Genomic DNA, 12,312 nt, shown 5'->3' on the forward strand with positions numbered 1-12,312 from the left:
CAGCGGATCCGCGTCCGGATGCTCGGCGTGCTCGGCGTCCGCGTGCTCGGCGTCGGGGCGCTCAGAGGATCGGCTTCCCGCCGGTGACGGCGATCGTCGAGCCGCTCATGTAGCTGGCGTCGTCCGAGGCGAGCAGCACGTAGGCGTGCGCGACCTCGGCGGGCTGGCCGGGGCGGCCGAGCGGGACCTGCTCGCCGAACGAGGCGACGGCCTCCTCCGGCATCGTCGACGGGATGAGCGGCGTCCAGATCGGGCCGGGGGCGACGGAGTTCGCGCGGATCCCCTTCTCGCCGAGGGCCTGCGCGAGCGAGGCGGTCATGCTCAGCATCGCGGCCTTCGTCGCCGCGTAGGGCAGCAGCTGGTACGACGGCTGGTCCGACTGCACCGAGCTCGTCGCGATGATCGAGGCGCCGCTCGTCAGGTGCGGCAGCGCGGCCTTGACCAGGTGGAAGTAGGCGCTGATGTTCGTCGCGATCGTGCGGTCCCACTCCTCGTCCGGGATGTCGGTGACTTCCTCGCGGCTCATCTGGAACGCCGCGTTGCTGACGAGCACCTCGAGGTGACCGAGCTTCTCGACGGTCTCGGCGACGACGGAGCGGCAGTGCGCCGGGTCCTGCAGGTCGCCGGGGAGCAGCAGCGCCTCGCGGCCGGCCTCGCGCACCCACTCGGCGGTGTCCTCAGCGTCCTCGTGCTCGTTCAAGTACGAGATCGCGACGTCGGCGCCCTCGCGCGCGAACGCGATCGCGACGGCCTTGCCGATGCCGCTGTCCGCGCCGGTGACAAGCGCGACCTTGCCGCGCAGGCGGTCGGAGCCGCGGTAGCTGGTCTCGCCGTGGTCGGCCTTCGGCGTGAGCTCGGCCTCGGTGCCGGGCGGGGTCTGCTCGGGGGATTCCGGAGTCATGATGCTCCCTCTCGTCGTGGGTCGGTTCCTCCATGCAAGCCGCTCCCGCCGCGCCGCACCAAGGGGTTGACGCCCCTCGGTGCCGCTCCGCGCTCCTTCATGCTGGTCGAGGAGCCACGGAGGGGCGTATCGAGACCCACCGTCACCACCGGTCGGGCCCCGCAGACCCCACCTGCTGACCATGGTGGATCTCGATACGCCCGCTCCGCGGGCTGCTCGATCAGCACGACTCCTCCCCGACCGTCGCTCGGCAGGAATGTCCGCCGCCCCGTCGATCCGCGCCGTCAAGCCCGCGACACCGGACGTCTCCGGGGAGTTGACTGAGCCGACGCTCCGCAGTGGAGCGCACGAGGAGGCCGACATGAGCACGCCCACCGATCGGGGCACCGGTCCCGACAGCAGCGACCCGACCCGCGACGACTCGAACCGCGGCGACCGCGACGCGACCACCCGCTTCGACACCACGAGCACCGGCTCGACCGCCACGGGCGCGACCGCGACCTCCACCCCCGGTGACCCGTCCGCCGCGCACCGCGCCCCCGTCGACCCCGACTCCACCGAGGCCGCCAAGGCCCGCACCGCCGCCCGCAAGGACATCCACCAGCGCGAGAAGGACCGCTTCGGCGGACTCAAGATCGGCTGCGCGTTCTTCGGCTGGCTCGCGGCGACCGGCCTCGCGGTCATCCTCACCGCCCTGGTCACCGCGATCGGCGCCGCCGTCGTCGGCACCCAGGACGTCACGGCCGACCTGGCCGCGGACCCCGCTGCGTTCGGCTGGGTCGGCGCGATCGCGCTGCTCGTCATCCTCCTCGTCGCCTACTACTCCGGCGGCTACGTCGCCGGCCGGATGGCCCGCTTCAGCGGCGCCAAGCAGGGCGTCGCCGTGTGGGCGTGGGCCGTCGTCGTGGCGATCGTGGTCGGCATCGTCTCCGCGCTCACCGGAGGCAGCCAGATCCTCTCCGCCGTCAGCGGCTTCCCGCAGATCCCCCTCGACGCGGGTGACGCCACCGTCACCGCCGTCGTGACGGTCCTCGCCGCCCTGATCGTCTCGCTGGTCGGCGCCGTCCTCGGCGGCCTCGCCGGCATGCGCTTCCACCGCCGCGTCGACCGCGAGGGCCTCTCCGGCCTGGCCGTCTGACCCCCTCCGCGAGATGCCACTTGAGTACGCCTCTCTCGGCGTGTCGCGTACTCAAGGGGCATCTCGCGGACTGCCCGGCACGCGCACCCTCGTCCCTCTCCGCGAGATGCCACTTGGGTACGCCTCTGTCGGCGTGTCGCGTACTCAAGTGGCATCTCGCGGAAGGGATCGCTCGCCTACGCTCGATCGGGTGGAGAACGCGCGCGCCGGCCGGCTGAGCATCGAGCTCTCGGAGTGGCACCCGCCGGCCGCGCTCGCGGGGCTCCGGGACGAGTACCTCGCCTTCCTCGCGGAGCACGGCGCTGCGGCGCTCGAGCGGGACGGCGGTCCCGAGCACGTCACGGCCAGCTGCTTCGTCCTCTCGCCCGGGCTCGACCGCGTCCTGCTCTGCTACCACCGCAAGGGCCGCTTCTGGGTGCAGCTCGGCGGCCACATCGAGCCCGCCGACGTCTCCGTCCCCGCCGCCGCCCAGCGCGAAGCCCGCGAGGAGAGCGGCCTCGCCGAGCTCACTCTTCTCGGTGCCGCCCCGCTCGACCTCGACCGGCACGGCCTCGGCGGCGGCTTCGGCCGCTGCAGCACCCACTGGGACATCGGCTACGGCGCCGTCGCCGACCCCGCCGAGCCCTTCGTGGTCAGCGACGAGAGCGACGCGCTCGCCTGGTGGCCGGTCGACGCCCTGCCCGAGGACGTCCCACCCGGCTTCCCCGCGCGCCTCGCCGGCGCACTCGCGGCGGCTCGCCGACTCTGACGACCCGGGCGCCGCGACCCCGCCCCCCGCCCCCCGCCCCCGCCCCCCGCCCCCCGCGACTCGAGCCCCGCGACCCCGCCCGCCCCGATGCGGCACGATGAACCCATGCCTGACTCCGCGCGCCCCGTCGTCGTCCTCGCCGGAGCGAGCGGCTTCCTCGGCACCGACCTCGCCCGCCGCTTCGAGGCCGACGGCTGGACCGTCCGCCGGGTCGGCCGCTCCGGCCCCGACGCCCGCTGGGGCGACACGGCCGCGATCACCAGGACGGTCGACGGGGCCCGCCTCCTCGTCAACCTCGCCGGCAAGAGCGTCGACTGCCGCTACACCCCGGCCAACCGCGCCGAGATCCTGCGCTCCCGGATCGAGACCACGCGGGAGCTGCACCGCGCCGTCGCGGCCGCCGCGGCCCCGCCGCCGGTCTGGATGAACGCCAGCACGGCCACGATCTACCGCCACGAGGAGGAGCGCGCCAACACCGAGCAGGACGGCGTGCTCGGCGAGGGCTTCTCGGTCGACGTCGCGCGAGCGTGGGAGGAGGCGTTCTTCGCGGGCGAGACGCCCGGGGTGCGCCGCCTCGCCCTGCGGATGACGATCGTGCTCGGCGACGGCCCGGCCACCGGCATCCTGCTGCGCCTGGCCCGGCTCGGCCTCGGCGGCCCGCAGTTCGACGGCCGCTGGCCCGCCACCCGTGCCCGGCGCGCAGCGGGCGTGCACCACGAGTACCGACCCACCCGCGGTCGGCAGCACTTCAGCTGGATCCACGTCGAGGACGTCTACCGCTCGATCCAGTTCTTGGAAGAGCACGGCCTGGAGGAGCAGGCCCTGGACGGCCCGGTGAACCTCGCGTCGCCGAACCCCAGCGACAACACCGAGCTCTCCCGCCTGCTGCGCGCCGCGGTCGGCCGGCGGATCGGCGTGCCCGCCCCGCGCTTCGTCCTCGAGCCGGCGACCTTCGCCCTGCGCACCGAGTCCGAGCTGCTGCTCAAGAGCCGCTGGGTCGTCCCCGCCCGCCTCGAGGAGGCAGGTTTCACCTTCGCCCACCCCCACCTCGACGAGGCCCTCCGCGACATCGTCGCAACCGCGCGCTGACCCGAGGAGTCGCGCGACGCCGCGGCGCATCGGGTGCCGAGGCTGCACTCATGCCCGGACCGACCCCGGGTCGGCCGCTCGGATGCTAACGTCACCATGCGCGTCGTCGCGCGGATCGTCCGGGTCCGGGCCGGTTCGCACCTTCCGCCGTGAACGGTCACGGCCAGGGGTGGCAGGACGCTCGGTCGCGAGGCGTCGTCCACGAGGGAAGCAGGAACCGTGAGAGCCGACGACACCCCGCCCGACCACGGCACGGACCCGGTCGAGGTGTCGACGCCCGCCGAGGTGTGCGTCACCGCGCTGCGCAGGATCGCCGAGGGCGCCCCCACCGACGCCGAGCACCCGGCAGCGCCCGATCCGAGCGGGGGAGGCGGCGCCGCGAGGGTGCACCGCTGGCACCGCACGCTCCTGCACCACGGTGCCTTCTCCCACTGCGAGACCGGTCCCGACGGCCTGCGCCTCCTCCGCACGCCGGTCGGCGTCGTCGCCGTCGTCATCGAGCCGGGGCGCGTCGTCACCGTGCCGGGGGACTGCTGCCAGATCGTGAACGCGACCCTCTCCGCCGAGCTGGACCTGCGCTCGGAGAGGCGGCGGACGGTCCTCAGCGCCCACTCGCTCCTCGACGAGGCGCCGCCGGCCGGGGTCCGAGACCTCCTCCCCGGGATCCGCACCTACTCGGTCGATCCCGGGACCGTCCTCACCCTCGCCCTCGAGCTCCTGGCGCGCCCCACCGGCTCCGCCGCACAGTCCTGATGCCCGGCTCCGACAGCCGCCCGCAGCGCCGCCTGCGCCGCGACCCGACCGGCCGGACCCCGGCGCGATGACGGCCGCGCGCGAGAGCGTGAGGCGGATCCTGCGGGCGAACCCGGACTACCGCCGCGTCTTCCTCGCCCAGATCGTCAGCCAGGGCGGCGACTGGTTCACGATGATCCCGCTGATCGTCCTGCTCCAGCGCCTCACCGGGGACGGAGCCCTCGGCGCGCTGCTGCTCGCGGTGGAGACCGCGGTCATCGCCGTCCTCTCGCTCTGGGCCGGCGGGCTCGTCGACCGCACGTCGCGCCGGACGGTGCTGGTCGTCGCGCAGGCGGGGTCGGCGCTCGCCGTGCTGCCGCTGTTCCTGCTGCAGTCGGCGTGGACGGCGTGGCTCGCGGTGCTCACCTTCGGACTGCTCGCGGTCGGGAAGTCGTTCTTCACGCCCGCGGTGAACGCGATCGTGCCCCAGATCGTGCCGCGCGAGAGTCTTCTCGCCGCGAGCACCGGGCTGAACTCGGTCTGGGGCGTGATGCTCGCGCTCGGCGCCTCCCTCGGCGGCATCGCCTCCGCCCTCGTCTCGCCGTACTTCTGCTTCGCGATCACCGCCGGCGCCTACGGGTTCTCCGCGCTCCTCCTGCTCGGCCTGCCCGCGGTCCGCGGCGCCAGGCGCAGCACTGCGGCCGAGCGCGAGGCCGGACGCCGCGGAGGAGCGGCCCGGTTCGCCCGCGACGTCCGCGAGGTCGCCGCCTTCTGCCGCTCCGACCGGCGGATCCCGGCCCTCCTGCTGGCCAAGCCCGGCAGCCATCTCGGCAACGGCGCCATCGCGCTCTTCCCCGCACTGGCACTGACGATGGCGGCCGACCCCGCCGTCGCCGCGAGCCTCCTCTTCGCGGCGCGCGGCGCCGGCGCCGTGATCGGCCCCCGCGTCGCCCGGTTCGCGGCGGAGCGCTCGGGCGACCTGAGGGGCGGGATCGTCGTCGCCGTGCTCCTCTTCGGCGTCGCCTACGCGCTGGTGTCGATCAGCACGTCGGTCGTCCTCGCGGTCGCCCTCGTCCTGCTCGCCCACCTCGGCGGCAGCATGAACGCGAGCCTCAGCGGCTGCGGCCTGCAGTCGATCACCGCGAACGATCTGCGCGGCCGCGTCTTCGCCGTCGACAACATGATCGCGATGCTCGCCATCGCCCTCAGCCAGGCCCTGGTCGCGCTCGGGATCCTGCTCCTCGAGCCCCGCACGGTCATGGCCCTGTGCAGCGCCGCGGTCCTCGGCTCCGCGGCGCTCTGGTGGTCGGCGACCCGCCGCACGCCCCTGCGCACCGGCTGACGCCCCGACGGCCGGATCGGCCCTCCAGAAGTCGTCGCGCCCGAGCTCCCGCTGCGACGACTCTCGAGGAGCCGCCCGCCTAGCAGGCCCGGAGCCTGCCGACCGCGGCCGACAGCGTCGGAGTCCCGCCGAGGATCGTCACGTAGTCGAGATCCTGCCTCCGCATCGCCGTCTTCGTCGCGCCGGGAAGGCAGGTCGGCTCGCTGAGGTAGAGCGGCGCCCCGCGCTCCGCCGCCGCGGGACCGGCGGCCAGGGCGTCGGCGAAGCTCGTCGCCGAGGCGACGAAGGCCTCGTCGATCAGCTCCGACGGCGGATAGAGGGCGTTGAGCAGACGACTGGTGTCGTGCCGATCCGTCCCCGCCACCCGGTGGACGGACTCGACGAGGGTCGACGCGCGCAGGGCCGACTCGATGCCGGCGCTGATCGACGGGGTTCCGCCGAGCAGCTCGCCCGACTGCGCCGAGAGGCGGCGGATCGCGTTCCGCGTCGCGTTGTCCAGATCGCTCCGGGCGCCGTCGACGAGGAGGACGGGCTCCAGCCGACGCCCGGCGATCGGCGCGGCCGACAGGGCGTCGGGGAAGTCCGTGCCGGTCGCGAGGAAGACCGTCGAGTAGTCGGAGCCGAAGGCGTCGGCGACGATCCGCCGCGACGTCTCGTAGCGGTCCCGGCCTGCGATCCGCACGACCGGAGCGTCGGTCAGGTCGTCCAGGCTCCGCAGGACGGCGTCGCTGACCGAGAGGGCGCTCCCGACCACCACGATCCGGCTCGGCCGCAGGTCCTCGACCTGGCGGGCGACGGTCTCGGGGAGCACCAGCGGGTCGGTCAGGAGGAGGCTGCCGCGCTGGAGCGACGCGGCCGGGCCGGCGGACAGGGCGTCGGGCCAGTTCGCTCCGCTCGCGACGTACAGCGGAGAGCCCTGGTACACGTATCCGGCTCGGGAGACCAGGGTCGCGGTCTCGTAGCGGTCCGCTCCCGCCACGCGCTCGACGTCCGAGTCGTACGCAGTCGGGGTGAAGTCGATGTCCGTGAGGCCCTCGGGTTCGAGTGACTGGTACGCGTACTTGCCGAGGCGCGCCGTCTCCTCGAAGTACTCGTCGTCGTAGTCGGGCACGCCCGCCTCGGCGAGCCGGAAGACGTAGACGCCCGTGGGCAGGCGGTCCGCGCCGCTGAACGAGTAGCGGTCCTCCGCGCCCGGCGTGCCGCTGGTGGACAGCGAGGCGAGCTTGACCAGATCGCCGGACTCGCTCGTGTACCAGGCCTGGATCTCGAAGTCCGTCGTCGTGACCCCCGGCGCCTCCGCCGGTGTCACCCGGCCTGACACGGTGCCGGCGGCGAACAGCAGGATGTCGACGCCCTCGTTCGACGCGGTGAAGCGCTCCGCCTCGCTCTCGACAGGACTGCCGAAGAGGCCGCCCAGAGGGTTGCCGGCGTTCCACGTCGGGTACCAGGTGTCGTCGTCGATCACCTCCGCGCGCACGGCATAGCTCCCGCCCCCGGGAAGGGTGAGCGAGTAGGTCTCGTCCGTGACGATCTCCTCGACCACGGCGCCGGCCGCGTCCACCGCCCGGACCCGGTACGCCTCGCCGACCGGGGCCGGAGTGGCGGCGTCGACGTCCGCGGTTCGGAGGAGTCCCGACACCACGAAGGTCCCGGCCGCCGAGGCCTGCGCCGGCGACCCGGCCGCGACGGCTCCCGCGAGCAGCGACAGGACCGCCCCCGCGGTGGCCAGGAGACGGACGCGGGACCGGGAGCGGGATGCAGGGGACAACGGTGGCCTTCCGGTGCGGCGGAGGCGGCTCGATCGAGACGACGGCTGCCGGGTGCGCCACACGCTAGCGACGACCGCCGACCCGCGCGCCGCAGCGAGACACGGCGTCCCACGGGGGTGATGAGGCGGAGGCGCCGGCCGGGGCCTCCGTGCTAGTGCCCGGCGACCCGCAGCGCGATGTCGCGGCGGTACTGGCCGCCGTCGAGCGTGATCAGGTCGAGGGCGCGGTACGCGCGCTCGCGGGCCTCGGCGAAGTCGGCGCCGCGGGCGACGACGTTGAGCACCCGGCCGCCGGTGGCGACGAAGCGGCCGTCGACCAGCTGCGTCGCGGCGTGCGCGATCGTGACGCCGGGAACCTCGGCCGCCGCCTCCATGCCGCCGAGGACGCGGCCGGTGGCGGCGTTCTCGGGGTAGCCCTCGCTGGCGAGGACGACGGTCACGGCGACCTCCTCCGAGAAGGCCGGCCACGGCACGGAGGCGAGCGCGCCGGTCGCCGCGGCGAAGAGCAGTGCCGAGAGGGGCGAGACCAGGCGCGGCAGCACGACCTGGGTCTCCGGGTCGCCGAAGCGCGCGTTGAACTCGATCACGCGGATGCCGGCGTCGGTCACGATGAGTCCGCAGTAGAGGAGCCCGACGAACGGGGTGCGCTCGCGCTCGAGCTGGCGGACGGTCGGGATCGCGACGGTGTCGATGACCTCGTCGACGAAGGCGCGCTCGCTTTCCCAGCGATCGACGAGCCAGGGGAGCGGGGAGTAGGCGCCCATCCCGCCGGTGTTCGGCCCCTCGTCGCCGTCGGCGAGGCGCTTGTAGTCCTGGGCGGGCGAGAGCGGGACGACGTCGTGACCGTCGGAGAGGAGGAAGAGCGAGACCTCCTGGCCGGCCAGGAACTCCTCGATCAGCACGTCGCCCGACTGCAGCCAGAACTCGGCGTGCGCGACGGCGGCGGTGCGCGACTCGGTCACGAGCACGCCCTTGCCCGCGGCGAGGCCGTCGGCCTTGACGACGTAGGGGGCGCCGAACTCGTCGATGACGCGCGTCGCGTCGACGAGGGTCGAGACGCGGGTCGCCCGGCCGGTGGGGACGCGGGCCATGTCCATCACGCGCTTGGCGAAGGTCTTCGAGCCCTCGAGGGCGGCGGCCGCGCGGTCCGGGCCGAAGGTGGGGATGCGGCGGCGGCGCAGGGCGTCGGCGACTCCTGCGACGAGAGGGGCCTCGGGGCCGATGACGACGAGCTCGATGCCCTGCTCGACCGCGAAGTCGCTGACCAGGCGCGGGCTGTTGGTGTCGAAGTGGATGACCTCGACGTCGCGCGCGATGCCCGCGTTGCCGGGGGCGGCGATGATCTCGTGCGCCTCCTCCTCCGCGAGCAGAGCGGTGATGATGGCGTGCTCACGGGCACCCGAGCCGAGGACGAGGATCTTCACCCTGACAGGATAGGCCCGCCCCGGAGCGGCCCCGCCCGGCCCGCGCCCCGTCGCCGTGCGAACCGCCTCCCCCTCGCGAGATGCCACTTGTGCGCGCTTTCTGCGGCGTGTCGCGCTCACAAGTGGCATCTCGCGGCGGAGCCGGGCGCCGGGAGACGCCGGGCGGCACGGCAGACTGAGGGCATGGCCAAGGGGAAGATCGACGAGGCGACCGGGCAGGACGCTGTGCGGGCGGCGCTCGCCGGCGGGGCCGACCGGAACACGACCGCGACCGCCGTGCGCTTCCTCCTGCAGATCATCGAGACGAACGTCCCCGGCCGGAGCGTCGAGGTCCGCGTGCCGCCGTTCGGTGCGGCCCAGTGCGTCGAGGGCCCGGGCCACACCCGCGGCACGCCCCCGAACGTGATCGAGATGGACGCCGCCACCTGGCTGCCGCTCGCCACCGGCTCCCTCCCCTGGTCGGACGGACTCGCGAGCGGCCGGATCCACGCCTCGGGCGTCCGCGCCGACCTCTCGCCGTTCCTCCCCCTCCTGCACGTCCGCTGACCGACGGCGAGTTAACTTCTCGTAAACGCACCGCCGCCGCCCCGATCGACGTTTGACGGGCAGGCCCGCGTCGGGTTGTCTGGGAAAGTTCCCCCACTGCGGCAGGAGTTCTCTCCGAATCGCCGCTCGATGCTTGGAGACCTCCCACAGATGCGAAGCGATACCCCGGGCCGTCGCGGCCTGACCAGACTCCTCTCCGTCACCGCCGTCAGCGCGGTCGCCGGAGCGGCCCTCCTCGGAGCGGCCCCCGCGAGCGCCGCAGAGGGCGACGTCGCGATCGACATCCTCTCGATCAACGACTTCCACGGCCGGATCGAGGCCGACGGCACGACCGCCGGCGCCGCGGTCCTCGCCGGAGCGGTCGACTCCTACCGCGCCGCCAACCCGAACACGCTGTTCGTCTCGGCCGGCGACAACATCGGCGCGTCCACCTTCACCTCCAAGGTGCAGGACGACCAGCCGACCCTCGACGTGCTCAACGAGATGGGCCTGGACGTCAGCACTCTCGGCAACCACGAGTTCGACAAGGGCCGCTCGGACGTCGACGGCCGCGTGACCGACGAGTCCGACTTCCCGTACGTCAACGCGAATCTCTTCGACACGACGACCGGCGAGCGCGCCTACGACCCGTACTTCATCGCCGACCAGGGCGGCGTCTCGGTCGCCTTCATCGGCGCGATCACCGAGGACCTCGGCACGCTGGTCAGCCCCGGCGGCATCTCGACCCTCTCGATCGAGCCGATCGTCGAGAACGTCAACGAGGTCGCGACCGAGCTCCAGGACGGGGACGCCGCGAACGGCGAGGCGGACGTCGTCGTCCTTCTTCTCCACGAGGGCGCCGACGCCGACGCCGCCGAGACCAACACCCCCGCGGCAGACCCCAAGTTCGGCGCGATCGTCAACGCGGTCGCTCCGAACGTCGACGCCATCGTCTCCGGCCACAGCCACCAGGAGTACAACGCGACGATCGACGCCGGCCGGGCCTTCCCGACCGTCGTCTCGCAGACCGGCAGCTACGCCGAGAACCTCGGCCACATGGCCCTCACCGTCGACCCGGCGACCAAGCAGCTCACCTCGCTCACCAGCGAGGTCGTCCCGCTGACCGTCGTCGCCGACGACCCCGAGTCCGAGGACCCGGCCGACACCATCGACGTCGGCGCGTACCCGGCCGACCCCGAGGTCGCCGCCATCGTCGAGGCCGCTGCCGCGGTCGCCGTCGAGGAGGGCAGCGTCCAGGTCGGCACCATCACCGACGACATCTCGCGCGCCTACCGCGAGGACGGCATCACCACGAACCGCGGGTCGGAGTCGACGCTGGGCAACCTCGTCGCCGACGCGCAGCTGTGGGCGACGAGCGAGCTCGGCACCCAGATCGCCTTCACCAACGCGGGCGGCCTGCGCGACGACCTCGACTTCGCCGCCAGCGCGGAGACCCCGGGCGACGCCGACGGCGTCGTCACCTACGCGGAGGCGTCCGACGCGCAGCCGTTCGCGAACACCCTCGTGACGCTCCAGCTCACCGGCGCTCAGATCAAGGACCTCCTCGAGGAGCAGTGGGTCGGCAGCTCGAGCCACCCGCAGCTGAAGCTCGCGACCTCGGCCGCGCTGACCTACGTCTTCGACCCGGCCGCCGCCACCGGCTCGCACATCTCGGAGGTCTTCTTCGAGAACGAGCCGATCGACCCGGCCGCGACCTTCACGATCGTGACGAACAACTTCCTCTCGACCGGTGGTGACGGCTTCAGCACCTTCACCGAGGGCGTCGGGACGGCCGACTCCGGCCGCATCGACCTCGACGCGTTCGTGTCCTACATCCAGGACCGCGGCACCGTCAGCCCCGACCCGGTCCAGCGCTCCATCGGACTCACCGCGAACCTGCCCGAGTCGGGCGAGTACGCGGTCGGCGACACCATGACCGTCGACCTCTCCTCGCTGCTCTTCAGCACGGGAGCGCCCACCGACACGGTCGTGACCGTCTCGGTCGACGACGCGGTCGTCACCACCGCCGAGATCGACCCGACGCGAGCCGTGACCGACGACTCGACGGGACGCGCCTCCGTGGCCGTGCCGATCGGCGAGAGCCTCGCGGGCGGCACCCACACCGCGAGCTTCGCCCTGGGCGACGCGACCGGCACGACGATCAGCCTCGACTTCGCCGTCGCAGCCGTCGCCACCACGCCCGCCCCGACCCCGGAGCCCACCGAGACCGTCATCCCGACGACCCCGGCGACGACCGCTCCCGCCGTTCCCGGCGCCTCGGGTGGACCGACGAAGCACCTCGCCGCGACCGGCGTCGACGCGACCCCGGCCTTCGCGGCCGGTGCCGCGGCGCTGCTGCTCGGACTCGGCATGACCGTGGCGCGCCTGCGCCGCCGCATCGCCGCGAAGTAGCACGCGCACAGGAGAGGCCCCGCGGTTCGCGCCGCGGGGCCTCTTCTGCGTCTCCCGGGGTGCGCGACCCGGGGGAACGCGAGAACGCCGCCTCCCGCAGGGGGAGACGGCGTTCGGAACGCGATGAGGTGCTGTCGCGGAGCGCGAGGCTCAGTGGCGGACGGGGACCTGACGGTATCCGTCGCGGCTGGCGACGAGCACCGTCGACACCGTGCCCCATGCGGCGACGGCAC

The 12,312-nt window shown here is 73.6% G+C and carries 10 protein-coding genes; 7 read left to right on the plus strand and 3 right to left on the minus strand.

Features of this window, described 5'->3' with window-relative positions; genetic code table 11:
• Positions 1-61: 61 nt before the first annotated feature.
• The gene (locus tag HRK28_RS08230) at positions 62-901 is read right to left on the minus strand and encodes an SDR family oxidoreductase (RefSeq protein ID WP_173251062.1); all 840 of its coding nucleotides are present in this window, start codon (positions 899-901) and stop codon (positions 62-64) included.
• Positions 902-1,262: 361 nt separating this feature from the next.
• Between HRK28_RS08230 and HRK28_RS08235 the strand changes: the two genes are divergently transcribed.
• From HRK28_RS08235 to HRK28_RS08255, 5 genes are all read left to right on the plus strand, one after another.
• Positions 1,263-2,039 (plus strand): hypothetical protein, encoded by a 777-nt coding sequence (locus HRK28_RS08235; protein WP_160091123.1) that lies wholly within the window; start codon positions 1,263-1,265, stop codon positions 2,037-2,039.
• Between the two features lie 190 nt (positions 2,040-2,229).
• Complete coding sequence (locus HRK28_RS08240) at positions 2,230-2,787, plus strand: NUDIX hydrolase (protein WP_367948372.1); 558 nt, start codon at positions 2,230-2,232, stop codon at positions 2,785-2,787.
• Positions 2,788-2,892: 105 nt separating this feature from the next.
• Positions 2,893-3,876, plus strand: a complete 984-nt coding sequence (locus HRK28_RS08245) for an epimerase (RefSeq protein ID WP_173251064.1) — start codon at positions 2,893-2,895, stop codon at positions 3,874-3,876.
• Between the two features lie 219 nt (positions 3,877-4,095).
• Complete coding sequence (locus HRK28_RS08250; protein WP_173251065.1) at positions 4,096-4,629, plus strand: hypothetical protein; 534 nt, start codon at positions 4,096-4,098, stop codon at positions 4,627-4,629.
• Between the two features lie 67 nt (positions 4,630-4,696).
• Entirely contained in the window at positions 4,697-5,950 is a 1,254-nt protein-coding gene (locus HRK28_RS08255) for an MFS transporter (RefSeq protein ID WP_173251066.1), read from the plus strand.
• 79 nt (positions 5,951-6,029) lie between these two features.
• Here the strand turns inward: HRK28_RS08255 and HRK28_RS08260 are convergent, their stop codons facing one another.
• Both HRK28_RS08260 and purD read right to left on the minus strand, forming a co-directional pair.
• Positions 6,030-7,718 carry a cell wall-binding repeat-containing protein gene (locus HRK28_RS08260; RefSeq protein ID WP_173251067.1) on the minus strand — a complete coding sequence of 563 codons (1,689 nt, stop codon included), beginning with the start codon at positions 7,716-7,718 and terminating at the stop codon, positions 6,030-6,032.
• 152 nt (positions 7,719-7,870) lie between these two features.
• Positions 7,871-9,142, minus strand: coding sequence for a phosphoribosylamine--glycine ligase (gene purD / locus HRK28_RS08265; protein ID WP_173251068.1), 1,272 nt, complete (start codon positions 9,140-9,142; stop codon positions 7,871-7,873).
• Positions 9,143-9,325: 183 nt separating this feature from the next.
• On the opposite strand from purD, the gene HRK28_RS08270 reads away from it, so the two are divergent.
• On the plus strand, positions 9,326-9,688 hold the full coding sequence (locus HRK28_RS08270) for a sterol carrier family protein (protein WP_173251069.1): 363 nt from the start codon (positions 9,326-9,328) through the stop codon (positions 9,686-9,688).
• 150 nt (positions 9,689-9,838) lie between these two features.
• On the plus strand, positions 9,839-12,079 hold the full coding sequence (locus HRK28_RS08275; RefSeq protein ID WP_173251070.1) for a bifunctional UDP-sugar hydrolase/5'-nucleotidase: 2,241 nt from the start codon (positions 9,839-9,841) through the stop codon (positions 12,077-12,079).
• Positions 12,080-12,312: the final 233 nt, after the last annotated feature.

Source organism: Rathayibacter sp. VKM Ac-2835 (assembly GCF_013266705.1).
GTDB lineage: Bacteria > Actinomycetota > Actinomycetes > Actinomycetales > Microbacteriaceae > Rathayibacter.